This is a genomic window from Paraburkholderia sp. HC6.4b, from assembly GCF_014200875.1.
In the GTDB taxonomy this organism is placed as follows: Bacteria; Pseudomonadota; Gammaproteobacteria; order Burkholderiales; family Burkholderiaceae; genus Paraburkholderia; species Paraburkholderia tuberum.
In genome coordinates, this window is the sequence record NZ_JACHDC010000008.1 from 173,107 (window position 1) to 190,053 (window position 16,947).

Sequence of the window (16,947 nt, forward strand, 5' to 3'; positions counted from 1 at the left end):
TGGCCGTCATTCGTGCGGCTGTGACGTTAGTAAGGTGCCGTCATGTGAGCTATCGGAGCGCGTCTATCGATAAATGTCTCAATGGATGCTTCCCAAAATCTCAGGTTATGACTCCTGCTACAACACCCTCAAACGTCGATATTCCCCGCCCTCAACGCATTCGACTCAATAAAAGCCCTGCGCGGCTCCACATCATCCCCCATGAGCGTAGTAAAGATGCCATCAGCAGCAATAGCATCCTCAATCTGCACCCGAAGAAGACGCCGCACCGCAGGATCCATAGTCGTCTCCCAAAGCTGCTCCGGATTCATCTCCCCGAGGCCTTTATAGCGCTGCTTGGACATATTCCTCTCAGCATCAGCCAGCAGCCACTTCATCGCACTCTTAAAGTCGGTGACAGCCATACTCCGCTCCCCACGCTTGATCACAGCGCCAGAGCCGATCAACCCCTTGAACGTATTAGCGGTGGTCACAAGCTGCTGATAATCCGCAGTCAACTGAAACTCTTCATCGATCACAGAAATCTTCTGATTCCCATGATGCGTCCGCGCGACGCGCAGCGAGCGCAGCTCCCGCACCGGGTCATACATCGTCGTAACGCGCACTTCCGGCTTCAGCGCATCATCCCGCAGCTTCGCCTCAAGCGCGCGAGCCGAAGCTTCGGCCGCCTGCTCGCTGGAGAGGTCGATAGCAACCCCATCCATCACGGCCTCGAGCGCACCCGCGTCATACAGCCGGCTCAACCGATCAACCACTGCCTGCGCCAACAGATAAGCCCGAGCCAACTCACCCAACGCATCCCCGGTAATCGGAGTCGCACCTTCAGAAGCCACCAACTCCGACCCCTGCAACGCGAGCCGAAGAATATGAGCGTTGACTTCCGACTCATCCTTCAGATACCGCTCATCCTTCCCCGCCTTGATCTTGTAAAGCGGCGGCTGCGCGATATAGATATACCCGCGCTCGATCATCTCCGGCATCTGCCGATAGAAGAACGTCAACAACAGCGTCCGGATGTGCGCGCCGTCGACGTCAGCATCGGTCATGATGATGATGCGGTGATAGCGCAGCTTGTCGAGGTTGTAATCTTCCTTGCCGATCCCGCAGCCAAGCGCGGTAATCAGCGTAACGATCTGCTCGGAAGAAAGCAGCTTGTCGTAGCGCGCCTTCTCGACGTTCAGCACCTTGCCGCGCAGCGGCAAGATAGCCTGAAACTTCCGATCACGCCCCTGCTTCGCCGACCCTCCCGCCGAGTCACCCTCGACGATATAAATCTCCGACTTCGCCGGATCCTTCTCCTGGCAATCGGCGAGCTTCCCGGGCAAACCGACGCCATCGAGCACGCCCTTACGGCGCGTCATCTCACGCGCCTTGCGCGCCGCATCGCGGGCACGCGCCGCATCGACGATCTTGCCGCAGATGATCTTCGCGTCGCCCGGCGTCTCGAGCAGGAATTCCTCGAGCGCCTTTGCGACCACTTCTTCCACCTGCGCGCGCACTTCCGACGACACGAGCTTGTCCTTCGTCTGCGAGCTGAACTTCGGCTCAGGCACCTTCACCGACAGCACGCACGACAGCCCTTCACGCATGTCATCGCCCGACGTTTCGACCTTCGCCTTCTTCGCGACTTCGTGATCGGCGATGTACTTGTTCAGCACGCGCGTCATCGCCGCACGCAGACCGGTAAGGTGCGTGCCGCCATCGCGCTGCGGAATGTTGTTCGTGAAGCACAGCACGTTTTCGTTGTAGCTGTCGTTCCACTGCATCGCCACTTCGACGCCCACACCATCCTTCTCGCCGATGATGTGGAAGATGTTCGGGTGCAGCACGGACTTGTTCTTGTTGATGTACTCGACAAAACCCTTCACGCCGCCGACGAACGCGAAATCCTCTTCCTTACCCGAGCGCTGATCCACCAATCGAATCCGCACGCCGTTATTGAGGAACGAAAGCTCACGAATCCGCTTCGCGAGAATGTCGTAGTGGTATTCAACATTGCCGAAAATCTTTTCATCGGCCATGAAATGCACTTCGGTGCCGCGGTTTTCGGTGTCGCCGATCACCTGTATCGGCGACGTGGTCACGCCGTCGATCTCTTCGAGCACGCGGTTCTGCGGCACACCACGGTGGAATTCCATGAAGTGCTTCTTGCCGTCGCGGCGCACGGTGAGGCGCAACCACGCCGACAGCGCGTTCACGCACGACACGCCCACGCCGTGCAGGCCGCCCGACACCTTGTAGCTGTTCTGGTCGAACTTGCCGCCGGCGTGCAGCTCGGTCATCACGATTTCGGCGGCGCTGCGCTTCGGATCGTGCTTGTCGTCCATCTTGAGGCCGGTCGGCACGCCGCGGCCGTTGTCGGTGATCGACACGGAGTTGTCCGCGTGGATGATCACCTGGATGTCGTTGCAATGGCCGGCGAGCGCTTCGTCGATCGAGTTGTCGAGCACTTCGAACACGAGGTGGTGCAAACCGGTGCCATCCGATGTATCCCCGATGTACATCCCAGGCCGCTTGCGCACGGCTTCCAGACCTTCGAGGATCTGGATGGACGAGGCGCCGTAGCTGTTATCGGGCTGCGTATTGTTCGTTTCAGTCATGGATTTTTTCCGGTTCTGCGTTACTGCAAGGTTGCTGCTCTGGACTTTTCAAAACGCCATAAAAACGCCAAAGGGGCGCTGCGCCCCTTGGTGTTCTTCTTGATGTTGGACGCGTCAGATGCGCATCGGCATCACCACGTACTTGAATTCGTCGTTCTCGGGAATCGTGATCAACGCGCTGGAGCTGGCATCACCCAGGCTCACCTGCAGCATGTCGACCTTCAAATTCGCGAGCACGTCGAGCAGATACGTGACGTTGAACCCGATATCGACGCTGTCGCCGTCGTATGCGATTTCCAGTTCTTCCTGCGCCTCTTCCTGATCGGCGTTGGTCGACATGATCTTCAACTGGCCCGGCTCGACGATGCAGCGCACGCCCTTGAACTTATCCGACGTCAGAATCGCCGCGCGTTGCAGCGAACGCTGCAGTTCTTCGCGGCCAATCTGGAATTTGTTCTTGTGCGACTTCGGAATCACGCGCTGGAAGTCGGGGAACTTGCCTTCCACGAGCTTCGACACGAGTTCAACCTGACCGAACGTGAACTTGACCTGCGTCTGCGCGATGTCAATCTTCAGCGTGTCGTCGATGTCTTCGAGCAGGCGCTGTAGTTCGAGAATCGTCTTGCGCGGAATGATCACTTCGTGGCGCGCGAAGGAGCCCTCGATCTTCATCGACGAGAACGCGAGACGGTGACCGTCGGTCGCGACCGCCATCAGCTGATCGCCGTCCACCACCAGCAGCATGCCGTTCAGGTAGTAGCGGATGTCCTGCTGGGCCATCGAGAAATGGACCATGCCGAGCAGCTGGCGGAACGTCTTTTGAGGAACCACCAGGCTCGCGCCGTAGTCTTTGGCCTGAGCGACGGTCGGGAATTCGTCCGCGGCGAGCGTCTGCAGCGCAAAGCGGCTCTTGCCGGATTGCACGGTCAGACGCTTGTCGTTCAGCGTCAGCGTGACCTGGCCGTCAGGCATCGCGCGCAGAATGTCGAGGAGCTTGCGCGCTGCCACCGTGGTCGCGACCGAATCGCCGCCCACGCCGAAATCGGCGCGCGTGGTGATCTGCAACTCCAGGTCGGTCGACAGGAACGATACGTCAGGACCGTTCTTGGTGATCAGCAAATTGGCGAGGATCGGCAACGTATGGCGGCGTTCGACGATGCCGCTCACGGTTTGCAGCGGCCTGAGGAGGTTGTCGCGTTCGGTCTTGACCAGTTGCATAGGGTTCCTTCGTTGGTATAACGGCCTGCACGCCTTACGGGACAAGCGTTTCAGCGCGCAGCCACGGCTCCCCGCCGGCGCCCTGAAAAGCGCCCGACACGGCGTGAAATCCGCCCGTCGCCGCCGGGCGGTTAAACCTGTATTGTGCCTGAAAACGGGACCGCCTCACTAAAATGGGGGCGAGTTCGGGAATAAACAGGTCGATTTTGTAGGGCGTGGTCCGGGCTGCCGCCGACTTGTCGCGCCGCTGCGCGGCGCTACCGGTTCGCAGGCTCGTTGTTCCGCCACTTCTGGCCGGTTGCGCCGCAAATTCGTCACGGGTTTGCCGCGCTTTTTACGTCGCTTCTGCCCGCTTACCGTCGCGTTCCTTGTCATTTCCCGTTCGGACCCGACAGCGCCGCCGGGTTGTGAGTCCCCTGCCCGTTTCTCGATTTACAGCGTTTTCGCGGCCTCATTCAAACCACTGCGTAGCCGCTTCCGGCGTTTCCTGCCGCCGACGTCCGTTTCACGGTCGCGTGCGGCCAGCCCGTTTAGCCCTTCAGCGTCTGCTCCAGCACGTGCAGTTCGTGATTCAGCTGCGCGTCCTTGCTGCGCTCGTCGGCGATCTTGCGCACCGCGTGCAGCACCGTCGTGTGGTCGCGCCCGCCGAAAAGCTCACCGATTTCCGGCAGACTCTTCTGCGTCAATTCCTTCGCCAGGTACATCGCGATCTGCCGCGGCCGCGCGATGTTCGCCGGACGCTTCTTCGAATACATGTCCGCGACCTTGATGCTGTAGAAGTCGGCGACCGTTTTCTGGATGTTTTCCACCGAAATCTGCCGGTTCTGCACCGTCAGCAGGTCTTTCAGCGCTTCCTTGGTCAGTTCGATCGTGATTTCGCGGCCGTGGAACTTCGAATACGCGAGGATCTTGCGCAGCGCGCCCTCGAGTTCGCGCACGTTCGAGCGGAGATGCTTCGCGACGAAGAACGCGACGTCCTCATTGAGGCTCACGAACTCCGATTGCGCTTTGCGCATCAGAATCGCGACGCGCATTTCGAGTTCGGGCGGCTCGATCGCCACCGTCAGTCCGGAGTCGAAGCGCGAGATCAGGCGATCGTCGATACCCGAGATTTCCTTCGGATACGTATCGCTCGTGATAATCACTTGCGCCTTGTTGGCGACCAGCGCCTCAAAAGCGTAGAAGAATTCCTCCTGCGTGCGCGACTTGCCCGAGAAGAACTGAATATCGTCGATCAGCAGCAGGTCGAGCGAGTGGTAGTAGCGCTTGAAGTCGTCGAACGCCTTGCGCTGGTACGCCTTCACGACATCGGACACGTACTGTTCCGCGTGGATGTAGCGAATCCGCGCGCCGGGTTTGTCCATCAGCAACTGATTTCCGATAGCATGGATCAGGTGTGTCTTGCCGAGGCCCACGCCACCGTACAGGAACAGCGGGTTATACGAAATGCCGGGGTTGTCGGCGACCTGGATCGCCGCGGCGCGCGCGAGCTGATTCGCCTTACCGGTCACGAAGTTGTCGAAGGTCAGCACGGGGTTCAGCTTCGAGCGCTCGTACATCGAGTCGCTCTCGCTGGATGCCGTCGCGCCCACGCCTTGGCCTGGGCGCCACGTGCGACGTCCGGCGGCGGCTTCGTTCGCGTCCAGGCTCGGCAGATCGAGATCTGCGACGTCTTCGGCGGCGCTGCGCGAATTCGCGTTTTGCGCTGCGAGCGCCGCAGCCGCGGCTGCGGGATTCGCGCGCGCGGCATGCGCGGCATGCACGGCGCCGACAGCCGCATCGACGGCCGCGACGCCGCCGGCATTACCGCCCTGCGGCGCGGCCGAAGCCGGGCGTGCCGACGACGGAGCCGGCGCCGCGGCCGTTGGGCTACGCATACCGGCCTTCGGATCCAATACGAATTGCACGTCCACCGGCGCATGCCAGAAATCGCGGGCCATATCCGCGATGCGGCCGGAGAACTGGCTCTTGACCCAGTCGAGCTTGAAGCGGTTCGGCGCGGCAATGCTCAACGTGTTCGCATCGGCGTCGAAGGCGACCGGGGCCAAGGGTTTGATCCACGTCACGTACTGCTGGGGCGTAAGCTCACGCTCCAGCAATGCGGAACAGTGTTGCCAGAATTCGTTCATCAAGTTGCTATCGTTATGGTGTGCACGGCGGTCGCCGCTGCCCCTGTCGCGCACGCGCAACAAGGCCCTGAGCAGCCAGGCGTAACAGCCCCAGGAGCCTGTGCCACAAGGGTCTGCGGGACAAGCGTGCCGGAGCGGCGTGCAACATTTTTGGGAAGTAAGGCGAGATTCTAACGCCAAAACGAACCCGAAAGTGAGTTATCCACAGGGACCGATCGCTTGGTCCGGCAACCCCCGGCTGCGCCAGACGACGGCTAAACTATTGACGGCCAACGGAAAACCAGTTTAAATAGCGGGTTCCGCGAAAACCAATTTCAGTAAACCACCGGCCATTGCGCTTTCAGCGATGATCGCGCGGTTTTTTTCGATCAAGTGAGAGCAACATGAAACGTACTTACCAACCTTCCGTTACCCGTCGCAAGCGCACCCATGGCTTCCGCGTTCGCATGAAGACCGCTGGCGGCCGCAAGGTCATCAACGCACGTCGCGCGAAGGGCCGCAAGCGCCTCGCGATCTAAGGCAAGCGGATTGCGCGCTGTGACCGAAACCCGCGGCGAAGCGGGAGCGGCCGGGGCGCAGCAACCGGGCTCGGTTCCGTTGCGAGCGCAAGCCGCCTTCCCCAAAGCCGCAAGGCTGCTAAAAACGGATGAATTTTCATCCGTTTTTCGTTTGCGGCCGTGGCGCCGTACCGCACACTTCGTCGTGTACGGCCGGCCCACCGGCAACGAGGCGCGTCTTGGCCTCGTGATCGGTAAGAAGTATGCGCCGCGCGCGGCCACGCGGAATCTGGTGCGCCGGATGGCGCGCGAAGCCTTCCGGCTGCGTCGCGCGGAATTCGGCGGTTGGGATGTGCTGCTGCGTCTACACACGCGTTTCGACAAAAAAGCTTTGCCGAGCGCGTCATCGCCGCCGTTGAAGGTGCTGTGCCGCAGCGAAATCGAGGCGCTGCTCGACAAGGCAGCGCGCGAAATTACCCGTCGTCAGGCGCCGCCCGCGGAGGCGCCCAAGACGGAATGACGCAGTGACCGCCCGCACCACGGTCGCCGCAATGGGCGTTGCGCCGGCAGCTTCAGAGCGCGGGCGTCGTCCTGTACTTCACGTTGCGCGGCGCCGTACGGCCGCACCTGCCATGCAAACGGTACTCTTCGCTTTATTGCGCTTTTACAAGCTTGCCGTGAGCCCCATGCTCGGCAACCGGTGCCGTTTTTACCCTTCCTGCTCTGATTACGCGCGCGAGGCAATCCAGTATCATGGCGCCGCGCGCGGGACTTATCTCGCCGTGAGGCGTGTTTGCCGCTGCCACCCGTTTTCCGCGGGCGGCATCGATCTCGTCCCGCCACCCACTTCTGAAAAGCGCTGACGCGCCGTTCCATCGACACTGAGACAACGCATGGATATCAAACGCACCGTCCTATGGGTCATCTTTTTCATGTCAGCTGTCATGCTGTTCGACAACTGGCAACGCGACCACGGACGCCCGTCGATGTTCTTCCCGAGCACGACGCCGACCCAGACCGCCGGCAGCGCCACGCCGGGCACCACGACACCGGGCACCCAGCCGGCCGATCTGCCGACAACCAACGCGGCCGCGCCGGGCAACGCGCCAGCGGCCGAGCAATCGCAGCTCGTGAAGTTCGGCACCGACGTCTATAGCGGCGAAATCGACACCCGCGGTGGCACATTGTCGCGCCTGTCGCTCGTCAAGCAGGGCGACGGCAAGCAGCCGGATCTCGTGATCACGCTGTTCGACAAAACGAACAATCACACGTATCTGGCGCGCACTGGCCTGCTCGGCGGTGACTTCCCGAATCACAACGACATCTTTACGCTGATGCCGAATCAGCCGACCCATCTGGCCGACGGCCAGAACTCGTTCCAGATGAGCTTTGAGTCCCCGGAAAAGGGCGGCCTCCGGGTCATCAAGACGTATACGTTCACGCGCGGCAGCTACGTGATCGGCGTCGAGACGAAGGTCCAGAACGTCGGCACCACGCCGGTGACGCCGCAGCTCTATATGGAACTCGTGCGCGACGACCAGCCGGTCGAAACGCCGCGCTTCTCGCATACGTTCATCGGACCGGCTGTCTACACGAACGAGCATCACTTCCAGAAGATGACGTTCAGCGATCTCGACAAGAACAAGCAGAACTTCGCGACGTCGGCCAACGACGGCTGGGTCGCGATGGTCCAGCACTACTTCGCGTCGGCCTGGATTCCGCAGGAAGGCGTGAAGCGCGAGTTCTACGCCGAGAAGATCGATCCGTCGCTGTATCGCGTCGGCATGAAGGAGGCGATGCCGACCATCCAGCCGGGCCAGACCGTCAGCGTGTCCGCGCGTCTGTTCGCCGGTCCGGAAGAAGAAAAGATGCTCGCAGGTATCGCGCCGGGTCTCGATCTGGTGAAGGACTACGGCTGGGTCACGATCATCGCGAAGCCGCTGTTCTGGCTGCTGTCGAAGATCCACGGCTATGTCGGCAACTGGGGCTGGTCGATCGTGCTGCTCACGGTGCTGATCAAGGCGGTGTTCTTCCCGCTGTCGGCCGCGAGCTACAAGTCAATGGCGCGCATGAAGGCGATCACGCCGCGCATGCAGGCGCTGCGCGAGCGTTTCAAGGGCGATCCGCAGAAGATGAACGCGGCGCTGATGGAGCTGTACAAGACCGAGAAGGTCAATCCGTTCGGCGGCTGTCTGCCGGTCGTGATCCAGATCCCGGTGTTCATCTCGTTGTACTGGGTGTTGCTGTCGTCGGTGGAAATGCGCGGCGCGCCGTGGATTCTATGGATCCATGATCTGTCACAGCAGGACCCGTACTTCATCCTGCCGATCCTGATGGCCGTGTCGATGTTCCTGCAGACCCGCTTGAACCCGACGCCGCCGGACCCAGTCCAGGCGAAGATGATGATGTTCATGCCGATCGCGTTCTCGGTGATGTTCTTCTTCTTCCCCGCAGGTCTCGTGTTGTACTACGTCGTGAACAACGTGCTGTCGATCGCGCAGCAGTACTACATCACGCGGATGATGGGCAGCTCGAAGGTGAAGCCGGCCTGATGTTCCGTCCGGTGGCGGCCCGCAGGGCCGCCGTGACGCAAGCTCAAAACGAAAAGCCGCCCGGTGCGAACCGGGCGGCTTTTTTATGGTGCGGCTGAAGGAAATGCGGCGGGCGGCTGCGCTTGAGTTTCGTCGTTCACTCTTCGTCGGAATCTTCGCCGTAAAAACGCACGATCATTTCCTCGACCAGATTCCGGTCCTTCGGGGTCAACGATGCGATCTTCGAAGCGAGTTCGATCGTTTCGGGTGTCGGCGGATATTTTTCGCCACGTGCCATCGGTCGTGCGCTGGCGCCGGGCGGTGGTCCGTAATGGAGCCAGTGCTCCTTGACGTTCAACCATTCGGCGAGCGTGCGCAACTTGTCCGGCTTCGGGATCGTCGTGCCCGTCAGCCATTTGTGTGCGGTCTGGGGCGTCACGGGCCGCTCGCCGTAATAGCGAAGATTGAATTGCTCGGCGAGTTTGGTCCCGCCGCGGATTTTCAGCGGCTCAAGCAGATCCTTCAGCCTCTTGGCGAAGGCGGCTTTTTCTTTGTCGGTCGGCATGGGCCAGATTGTGCAATTCGGAGTTCAGCCAGTTGACAACCGATCAAGCTTTGTTTTCTCTTATTTGAGATAGTTTTAGCTTGTAGCGCGCGCCCCGTAACGCGTTGCGCGAATTTGATTTTTTTCATCTCTCGATTGCCAGGCTTGGCTTTGCCTGAACCGCAGTTCCTGCCGAGTCTCAACAATTCCTAAGTAGCGCGGTAACAATCCTAGCTTAATTGAGATAAATCTGAGTTGTTCAAACAATAGAGGCGAACGGGCACGTCATCCGCTTCGCGTCCTTGTCGCCAGCGCTTCCGTGCGAAGCGCGCGCGTTACAATGCCTCGCGCCGGTTCGACCGACGCGGCCCTGCTCCTCCCCTCCCGTTTCACCCGACTTCACATGCTCACGACCGACTCCGATCCCATCGTCGCCATTGCTACCGCGCCCGGCCGGGGAGGCATCGGCGTCGTGCGGATTTCGTTCGGCCGCGCTGGCGCGGCGGCGGCCCAGCCGTTGATGCAGGCCCTCACCGGCCAGACGCTCGCGGCGCGTCACGCGAGCTACGTGCCGTTTCTCGACGCGAGCGGCAATCCGCTCGATCGCGGCATCGCGCTGTACTTTCCGGCGCCGCACTCGTACACCGGCGAGCACGTGCTTGAACTGCAAGGCCATGGCGGCCCGGTCGTGCTGCAATTGGTCCTGCAGCGCTGCATCGACGCCGGCGGCGCGTTCGGTCTACGGCTCGCCGAGCCCGGCGAATTCACGCGTCGCGCGTTTCTGAACGACAAGCTCGACCTCGCGCAGGCCGAGGCCGTCGCCGATCTGATCGAGGCAAGCACCGAGGCCGCCGCGCGTTCGGCCGGCCGCTCGCTCGACGGCGCGTTCTCGCGCGACATCCACGCGCTGGTCGAAGAGGTGATCACGCTGCGGATGCTGGTCGAAGCGACGCTCGACTTCCCGGAAGAGGAGATCGACTTCCTCGAAGCCGCCGACGCGCGCGGCAAGCTCGTGCGCATACGCGAGCGTCTCGCGCACGTGCTGAGCGAGGCGCGCCAGGGCGCGTTGCTGCGCGAAGGTTTGTCGGTCGTGCTGGCGGGGCAACCGAACGTCGGCAAGTCGTCGCTGCTGAATGCGCTCGCCGGCGCCGAACTCGCGATCGTCACGCCGATCGCCGGCACGACGCGCGACAAGGTCGCGCAGACGATCCAGATCGAAGGCATCCCGCTGCACGTGATCGACACGGCCGGCCTGCGCGAGACCGAGGACGAGGTCGAGAAGATCGGCATCGAGCGCACATGGGGCGAGATCGAGCGCGCGGACGTGGTGCTGCATCTGCTCGACGCGCGCGCCGGAATGACGGCCGGCGACGAAACGATCGCCGGACGCTTTCCGCGCGGCGTGCCCGTCGTCCGCGTGCTGAACAAGACCGACCTGACAGGGCTCGCGCCCGCGACGCAGGCGCTCGACGCCGACCTCGAACTTAGCGAGGTGCGGCTGTCGGCGAAGAAGGGTGACGGCGTCGCGCTGCTACGCGACGAACTGCTGCGGATTGCCGGCTGGCAGGCGGGCGCGGAGAGCGTCTATCTCGCGCGCGAGCGGCACCTGATCGCGTTGCGCGCGGCCGACGAGCATCTGGCGACCGCCGCCGTGCATGCGGAGCAGAACGCGCAGGCGCTCGATCTGTTCGCCGAGGAATTGCGGCTCGCGCAGGATCAACTGAACTCGATCACCGGTGAGTTCAGTTCGGACGATCTGCTCGGCGTGATTTTCAGCCGATTCTGTATCGGCAAGTAACGCCGAACTTGTGCGTCGCCGCAATACGGCCGTCATATAGGCTATCGCGGCCGAATCGGTGCCGCTGCCGCACACGCGAAAATCGCACTCCGTCGACCAAAAACCCACCGGATTTTTGGTACACAACCGGGCAAAGGTTTAGAATCCAGCTGTCCGAGCCTAAACGTACAGCGTCCCCAAAGCATGCCCCGCCTCGCCACCCCGCTCACCGAATCCGAGATCCGCGCGCTCGAACCGCGCGCGACCCGCTACTGCGTCGCCGACGGCAACGGCCTCGTGATCGAGGTCATGACGACCGGCACCAAGGTCTGGCGCTTCCGCTATACGTTGAACGGCAAGCGTCAGCCGCTCGCGACCATCGGCGATTACCGGATGATTTCGCTGCGCGTCGCGCGCGCGAAGGCGCAGAGGTACGCGGCGCTCGTCGCGCAGGGCATCTCGCCGGTCGCCACCGCGCGGCGCGATCGCGGTGCCGAGAGCAAGGCCGACGTGCTGCGCGAAGCGGCCGAGCTTTATCTCGCGACGGCGCTGGCCGGCAAGTCGGATGAATATCGCCGCACCACGCGGCGCGCGCTCGACAAGGACGTGCTGCCCGCGATCGGCAACAAGCCGATCGGCGCGGTCACCGCTGACGACGTCGTCGCGATCTGCGAGCGCATCAAAAGCCGCGGCTCGCCGAAAATGGCGCTGCACACGCGCAACGTCGTGAAGCGCCTGTACGCGTATCTGATCGCGCGCCAGCTCGCGACCAGCAATCCCGCGGAAGTCGTACCGGCGCGCTCGATCGCGACCTTCGACAGCCGCACCCGCGTGCTGTCCGGCGCCGAGATCGGTGTCATGCTGCGCACGATCGACACATCCAATATCCGCCGTCCGCTGAAGCTCGCGCTGCATCTGCTGGTGCTGACGATGGCACGCAAAGCGGACCTCGTCGAATCGACATGGGCCGAGTTCGATCTCGACGACGCGCTGTGGACGATCCCCGCCGCGCGCCTGAACGCGCGCGAGGACCGCGTCGTCCGTCTGCCGCGTCAGGCGGTCGCGCTGCTGCGCGAGCTGCAGCGCGGGCGCACCAGCGAGACGTTCGTGTTCCCGAGCGTCAGGGGCGACGATCGGCCGATCGCGAAAAGCACGCTGAACCAGGCAGTCAAGGCATTGGGGCTCGACGTGGAGCATTTCGTGCTGCATGACTTTCGTCGCACCGCATCGTCGCATCTGCGCGACATGGAACAGCAAACAGATGCGGGGGGCGACATCGCGAAGCGTGAAGCAACCGACGAAGCGGCGTGGCAGGATCGCATGCTTCAGAGTTGGGCTGACTTTGTCGATAGCCAGATGGAAGTCGCGCGGTAGACGGCGAACGGGACGGCTTGACGGCATTGTCATGGGTTTTGGCGTCATGTGACGCTTGCCGTCAGGCCGGTAACAGGATGGTACACAGGCTAAGGCGACCTCGCCCAGACGCTAAGCAAATAAAGGAAAAATCATCAAAAAACAGGTTTCCAAACCGGGCGCAAATGCGCCTTTTTTCGCTTCTCTGGACCGTTTGACATCGTCGTTCTTTCCCCGCTTCCTTCGCCTACACTGAGAGATGGATGCAAGCCGATACGGAGGTTCCGATGCCTGAATCAATGCTCGCTTATCTGATGGGGCCCGCCGTCATGCTGGTGGTCGGCCTTGCCATCTGGATGATGTCGCGTCACCGCGACCCGTCCAGGCCGCCCAGGCTCGAGCGCTGGCTCGACACGCATTACGCGGAGTGGCTGCATCACAAGCATTAAGCCGTGCCTCAAATGGAAAAAGGCCGTCGCATTGGGCGACGGCCTTTTTGTCTGCGCGTTGTTCGGCTGAATCATCCGCGCATCAGAGGCTGGCCGCGCTCACCACTGCGGCTCGGGTTGCGGTTGCGCATAGCCGTACTGTCCGGGCGGCGGTGCGCCGCACGCGACATAGGCGCGCTGATACTGGTCGTAGCAATATCCGGGCGGCGGTGCCACGTAAGCCGGCGCGGGTTGGTACGCGGGTTCGCCATAGACCGGCTGCGGATACGCGACCACCGGCGCCGGCGTCAACGCCGAGGTGACCACCGCGCCCAGCACCGCGCCGCCAATCAGCGCACCCACCACATCACCGCCGTGTCCGTGCGCGGACGCCTGGCCCGCCACCGTCAAACTACCCGCCATTACCAACGCCACTGCGATCTTTTTCATATTGAGCTCCCGCCGTTCAGGCATGGACGAATTGTCGCCGGCGTGCGCGGAAATAGATGCTGCAGTTGGTAACCGGAGATTAACTCTGTAACAGGTGCATAACGTTGGACGCGTTAACCCACGCAAGGCATTGCGCTGCTTTTCATCCAGGCATCGCGGGGAAGATCGCCGCGCTGGCCTTGATGCGGGCGCCGACTATTATCTGACCAAGGGCAGTGGTCAACGAGCGCCTCGCCTCCCCGCAAGCTGACGTGCCCTCCCTGAACTTCATCCTGGCCGAGCCACATGGACACCTCTAAACCGCCCCAGAACGCCGCAACGCTGCATCCCGCAGACGACGCGAACGCGCAGGCGCACGCGCTCGTCGCTGAGGATGCGCCCAGTCTCGCCAGCGACGACGCGCTCGCGCGCATCCTCGCCGACCCGCCGGCGGCCGAGTGCCCGATCATGGTGCTGCTGGTCGACGACCAGGCGGTCATCGCCGAGGGGGTGCGCGAGGCGCTCGCCGACGAGCCGGGCATCGACTTTCGCTACTGCGCGTCATGGGAAGACGCGGTGCGCTGCGCCGAGGAAACGCGCGCGACGGTGATCCTGCAAGATCTCGTGATGCCGGGCACCGACGGTCTGACGCTGGTGCGGCAATACCGGCTGAATGCCGCCACTCGCGACATCCCGATCGTCGTGCTGTCGACCAACGAAGAGCCGCTCGTCAAAAGCGCGGCGTTCGCAGCCGGTTCGAGCGACTACCTCGTGAAGCTGCCCGACCGCATCGAACTGATAGCGCGCATCCGCTATCACTCGTGCTCGTATCTACACCTGCTGCAACGCGACGAGGCGTACCGCGCGCTGCGGCAATCTCAGCGGCAACTGCTGGCGACGAATCTGGAGTTGCAGCGGCTCACGCATTCGGACGGTCTGACCGGCCTGTCGAACCGCCGCTACCTCGACCAGTATCTGGCGGCCGAATGGCACCGTGGCACCCGCGACAAGACCGGCCTCGGCCTCCTGATGATCGACGTCGATCACTTCAAGGCCTACAACGACACCTATGGGCACGTCGCCGGCGACGAAGTGCTGAAGAGCGTCGCGCATACGATCGAAGCGTGCCTCGGCCATTCACTGGATCTCGCCGCGCGCTTCGGCGGCGAGGAGTTCGCGGTGGTCGTGCCGGACACGTCGGCGGGCGGCTTGCGCCTGCTCGCGGAGAAAATCCGCATCGCGGTCGAAGACCGCGCGATCACCCATGCGGGCTCGGCAGAGGGCGTCGTCACGATCAGCATCGGCGCGGCGATGGTGGTGCCGTCGGCCGCCGAACCGGTCACGACGCTGATCGAGGCCGCCGGCGTCGGCCTGTATCGCGCGAAACACGACGGCAAGAATCAAGTGGCCGTGAGCGGCTGAGTCTGGCGCCGCCCTCCTCAACCTTCGGCTTACGCCACCGCGGCGCGCGTATAGCGCTCGGCCGGCGCGCTGCGCGACAGATTCGGCTGCAGATGCAAACGCGCGCTGTTCAGACGCTCCCAGTCGGCGGCATCGGGCAACGACGGGATCGTCACCAGCTCGCCCTGGTCGAGACCGGCAAGCGCCGCGTCGACCATGTCCTCGGCGCTCATCACGATCTGCGAAGGCAGGTTCTCGACCGCGAGACCCGCGCGATCCCAGAACGCGGTGCTCGTCGCGCCCGGCAGCACCGCTTGCAGCCGCACGCCCTTGCCGCCCACCTCGTGATGCAGCGACTGCGTGAGGTTCAACACGTAGGCCTTGGTGCCGCTATAGGTGCCGTTCAACAATTCCGGCGCCAGCGCGACGATCGACGAGATATTGATCACCGTACCGGCGCCGCGCGCGATGAAGCCCGGCAGCACCGCCGCCGTCAGGCGCGTGAGCGAGGTCACGTTCAGCTCGATCATCTGCTCGAGTTGATCGATGTCGGAGTCGACCAGCGTCGCGGTTGCGCCGACGCCCGCGTTGTTGATCAGCATCGTGATGCCTGGCTCGGCGCGCAACTGGTTCTCGATGCGGCGCACGTCGGCCTTGTTGGTCAGATCGGCGCTGACGGTGCTCACGCGGCGGCCGGTTTCCTTCGTCAGCCGGTCGGCGAGGCTGCTGAGGCGTGCGCCGTCGCGCGCGATCAGCAGCAGGTCGTAGCCGCGTCGCGCGAGCCGGTCCGCGTAGACCGCGCCGATACCCGACGATGCGCCCGTGACCACCGCCGTACCCTTGCCTTCGTTCGAATTGCCTTGTACGCCCTTGGCTGCCTGCGTTGCCATTGAAGCTCTCCTTGTGGGCTGCGCATGATGCGGCCGCCCTGTCCGGTGAATGGGAACATCCGTGAACTCGCCGCCTGGCGGCTTTTGCGCTGATACGGCGGGGTTGACGAGCTGAGTTTAGGCGCGTACTGTTTTGTCTCAAATGTCGTATTTCCCTCGTTTCCGGACATCGCAAATGAAACGCATCGCCGTGGTGGTCTTTCCGGGCTTTCAGATCCTCGACATGGTCGCGGTATCGATTTTCGAACTCGCCAATCAGGACACCGGCGAGCCCGCGTACGACGTCGCGGTGATCTCCGAGCACGGCGGCATGGTGCGCAGCTCGGCGGGCGTCGAGGTCGCGACGCGCCCGTTCGGCGATCCCGCCTACGACACGGTGATCGTCACCGGCGCGATGGAGATCGCGCCGTCGTCGCCGGGGCTGCTCGCGTTTCTGAACGACGCCCTCGCCGCCTCGCGCCGCACTGCGAGCATCTGCACCGGCGCATTCGTGCTCGCCGAAGCGGGCATCCTCGACGGCCGTCACGCGACTACGCACTGGGCGCATGCGCGCGATTTGCAACGGCGCTTTCCGCGCGCGCGGGTCGACGAGGACCGCATCTTCATCGTCGACGGCTCGGTGTGGACGTCGGCCGGCATGACCGCGTGTATCGATCTGTGCCTCGCGCTCGTCGAGAACGACCTCGGCGTCGCGGTTTCGCGCGCGATCGCGAAGAAGCTCGTGGTCTATCACCGGCGCACCGGCGGGCAATCGCAGTACTCCGCGATGCTCGATCTCGAACCGAAATCCGATCGGATCCAGAACGCGCTGTCGTATGCGAAGAGCCATCTGCGCGAGCCGCTGACCGTCGAGCAGCTCGCCGACGTCGCGCATCTGAGCCCGCGCCAGTTCAGCCGCGCGTTTCGCGACGAGACGCGCCAGTCGCCGGCCCGCGCGATCGAGGCGCTGCGTGTCGAAGCGGCTCGCACGATGCTCGAAACCGGCCGTCATTCGATCGAAACCGTCGCAGCCGACACTGGCTTCATCGACCCCGAGCGGATGCGGCGCGCGTTTTTGCGCGCGTTCGGCCAGCCACCTCAAGCGATCCGGCGTGCCGCACGCGTGGCGTAAGCGTTCGGGTAGAGAATAGGAAACCCGCGGTGCGAAGCT

At 62.9% G+C, this 16,947-nt stretch carries 15 protein-coding genes; 9 read left to right on the plus strand and 6 right to left on the minus strand.

Going from position 1 to position 16,947, the window contains the following annotated elements:
- Positions 1 to 128 precede the first annotated feature (128 nt).
- The 3 genes from gyrB to dnaA form a co-directional block, all read right to left on the minus strand.
- Entirely contained in the window at positions 129 to 2,600 is a 2,472-nt protein-coding gene (gyrB, locus tag HDG34_RS14470) for a DNA topoisomerase (ATP-hydrolyzing) subunit B (RefSeq protein ID WP_184060957.1), read from the minus strand.
- A gap of 114 nt (positions 2,601 to 2,714) precedes the next feature.
- On the minus strand, positions 2,715 to 3,818 hold the full coding sequence (dnaN, locus tag HDG34_RS14475) for a DNA polymerase III subunit beta (RefSeq protein ID WP_090802283.1): 1,104 nt from the start codon (positions 3,816 to 3,818) through the stop codon (positions 2,715 to 2,717).
- Between the two features lie 530 nt (positions 3,819 to 4,348).
- Positions 4,349 to 5,947, minus strand: a complete 1,599-nt coding sequence (gene dnaA / locus HDG34_RS14480) for a chromosomal replication initiator protein DnaA (protein WP_221309137.1) — start codon at positions 5,945 to 5,947, stop codon at positions 4,349 to 4,351.
- Positions 5,948 to 6,330: 383 nt separating this feature from the next.
- On the opposite strand from dnaA, the gene rpmH reads away from it, so the two are divergent.
- From rpmH to yidC, 4 genes are all read left to right on the plus strand, one after another.
- The gene (gene rpmH / locus HDG34_RS14485; RefSeq protein ID WP_004198824.1) at positions 6,331 to 6,465 is read left to right on the plus strand and encodes a 50S ribosomal protein L34; all 135 of its coding nucleotides are present in this window, start codon (positions 6,331 to 6,333) and stop codon (positions 6,463 to 6,465) included.
- Positions 6,466 to 6,484: 19 nt separating this feature from the next.
- Positions 6,485 to 6,964 (plus strand): ribonuclease P protein component, encoded by a 480-nt coding sequence (gene rnpA / locus HDG34_RS14490; protein WP_409259356.1) that lies wholly within the window; start codon positions 6,485 to 6,487, stop codon positions 6,962 to 6,964.
- 112 nt (positions 6,965 to 7,076) lie between these two features.
- Positions 7,077 to 7,307: a membrane protein insertion efficiency factor YidD gene (gene yidD / locus HDG34_RS14495; protein ID WP_167050029.1), complete on the plus strand. Its 231-nt coding sequence runs from the start codon at positions 7,077 to 7,079 to the stop codon at positions 7,305 to 7,307.
- 30 nt (positions 7,308 to 7,337) lie between these two features.
- Positions 7,338 to 8,996 (plus strand): membrane protein insertase YidC, encoded by a 1,659-nt coding sequence (yidC, locus tag HDG34_RS14500; protein ID WP_184060959.1) that lies wholly within the window; start codon positions 7,338 to 7,340, stop codon positions 8,994 to 8,996.
- 136 nt (positions 8,997 to 9,132) lie between these two features.
- Here yidC and HDG34_RS14505 read toward each other — a convergent pair whose 3' ends face one another.
- Positions 9,133 to 9,540, minus strand: a complete 408-nt coding sequence (locus tag HDG34_RS14505) for a helix-turn-helix transcriptional regulator (protein WP_018418931.1) — start codon at positions 9,538 to 9,540, stop codon at positions 9,133 to 9,135.
- A 382-nt stretch (positions 9,541 to 9,922) separates the two neighbouring features.
- On the opposite strand from HDG34_RS14505, the gene mnmE reads away from it, so the two are divergent.
- From mnmE to HDG34_RS14520, 3 genes are all read left to right on the plus strand, one after another.
- Entirely contained in the window at positions 9,923 to 11,317 is a 1,395-nt protein-coding gene (gene mnmE / locus HDG34_RS14510; RefSeq protein ID WP_184060960.1) for a tRNA uridine-5-carboxymethylaminomethyl(34) synthesis GTPase MnmE, read from the plus strand.
- A 183-nt stretch (positions 11,318 to 11,500) separates the two neighbouring features.
- Complete coding sequence (locus tag HDG34_RS14515) at positions 11,501 to 12,670, plus strand: integrase arm-type DNA-binding domain-containing protein (RefSeq protein ID WP_184060961.1); 1,170 nt, start codon at positions 11,501 to 11,503, stop codon at positions 12,668 to 12,670.
- A 266-nt stretch (positions 12,671 to 12,936) separates the two neighbouring features.
- Positions 12,937 to 13,098: a hypothetical protein gene (locus HDG34_RS14520; RefSeq protein ID WP_184036753.1), complete on the plus strand. Its 162-nt coding sequence runs from the start codon at positions 12,937 to 12,939 to the stop codon at positions 13,096 to 13,098.
- 99 nt (positions 13,099 to 13,197) lie between these two features.
- On the opposite strand, the gene HDG34_RS14525 is transcribed toward HDG34_RS14520, so the two are convergent.
- Positions 13,198 to 13,527 carry an ecotin precursor gene (locus HDG34_RS14525; protein WP_184060962.1) on the minus strand — a complete coding sequence of 110 codons (330 nt, stop codon included), beginning with the start codon at positions 13,525 to 13,527 and terminating at the stop codon, positions 13,198 to 13,200.
- Positions 13,528 to 13,812: 285 nt separating this feature from the next.
- Between HDG34_RS14525 and HDG34_RS14530 the strand changes: the two genes are divergently transcribed.
- On the plus strand, positions 13,813 to 14,928 hold the full coding sequence (locus HDG34_RS14530; protein WP_184060963.1) for a diguanylate cyclase: 1,116 nt from the start codon (positions 13,813 to 13,815) through the stop codon (positions 14,926 to 14,928).
- 29 nt (positions 14,929 to 14,957) lie between these two features.
- Here HDG34_RS14530 and HDG34_RS14535 read toward each other — a convergent pair whose 3' ends face one another.
- Complete coding sequence (locus HDG34_RS14535; RefSeq protein ID WP_184060964.1) at positions 14,958 to 15,797, minus strand: SDR family oxidoreductase; 840 nt, start codon at positions 15,795 to 15,797, stop codon at positions 14,958 to 14,960.
- Positions 15,798 to 15,972: 175 nt separating this feature from the next.
- On the opposite strand from HDG34_RS14535, the gene HDG34_RS14540 reads away from it, so the two are divergent.
- The gene (locus HDG34_RS14540) at positions 15,973 to 16,908 is read left to right on the plus strand and encodes a GlxA family transcriptional regulator (protein WP_184060965.1); all 936 of its coding nucleotides are present in this window, start codon (positions 15,973 to 15,975) and stop codon (positions 16,906 to 16,908) included.
- The last annotated feature ends 39 nt before the right edge of the window (positions 16,909 to 16,947 follow it).

Bases quoted from the DNA above. Each gene is read 5' to 3' on its own strand.
- gyrB (WP_184060957.1), bottom strand. From the start codon at position 2,600: ATGACTGAAACGAACAATACGCAGCCCGATAACAGCTACGGCGCCTCG.
- dnaN (WP_090802283.1), bottom strand. From the start codon at position 3,818: ATGCAACTGGTCAAGACCGAACGCGACAACCTCCTCAGGCCGCTGCAA.
- dnaA (WP_221309137.1), bottom strand. From the start codon at position 5,947: ATGAACGAATTCTGGCAACACTGTTCCGCATTGCTGGAGCGTGAGCTT.
- rpmH (WP_004198824.1), top strand. From the start codon at position 6,331: ATGAAACGTACTTACCAACCTTCCGTTACCCGTCGCAAGCGCACCCAT.
- yidD (WP_167050029.1), top strand. From the start codon at position 7,077: ATGCAAACGGTACTCTTCGCTTTATTGCGCTTTTACAAGCTTGCCGTG.
- yidC (WP_184060959.1), top strand. From the start codon at position 7,338: ATGGATATCAAACGCACCGTCCTATGGGTCATCTTTTTCATGTCAGCT.
- HDG34_RS14505 (WP_018418931.1), bottom strand. From the start codon at position 9,540: ATGCCGACCGACAAAGAAAAAGCCGCCTTCGCCAAGAGGCTGAAGGAT.
- mnmE (WP_184060960.1), top strand. From the start codon at position 9,923: ATGCTCACGACCGACTCCGATCCCATCGTCGCCATTGCTACCGCGCCC.
- HDG34_RS14515 (WP_184060961.1), top strand. From the start codon at position 11,501: ATGCCCCGCCTCGCCACCCCGCTCACCGAATCCGAGATCCGCGCGCTC.
- HDG34_RS14520 (WP_184036753.1), top strand. From the start codon at position 12,937: ATGCCTGAATCAATGCTCGCTTATCTGATGGGGCCCGCCGTCATGCTG.
- HDG34_RS14525 (WP_184060962.1), bottom strand. From the start codon at position 13,527: ATGAAAAAGATCGCAGTGGCGTTGGTAATGGCGGGTAGTTTGACGGTG.
- HDG34_RS14530 (WP_184060963.1), top strand. From the start codon at position 13,813: ATGGACACCTCTAAACCGCCCCAGAACGCCGCAACGCTGCATCCCGCA.
- HDG34_RS14535 (WP_184060964.1), bottom strand. From the start codon at position 15,797: ATGGCAACGCAGGCAGCCAAGGGCGTACAAGGCAATTCGAACGAAGGC.
- HDG34_RS14540 (WP_184060965.1), top strand. From the start codon at position 15,973: ATGAAACGCATCGCCGTGGTGGTCTTTCCGGGCTTTCAGATCCTCGAC.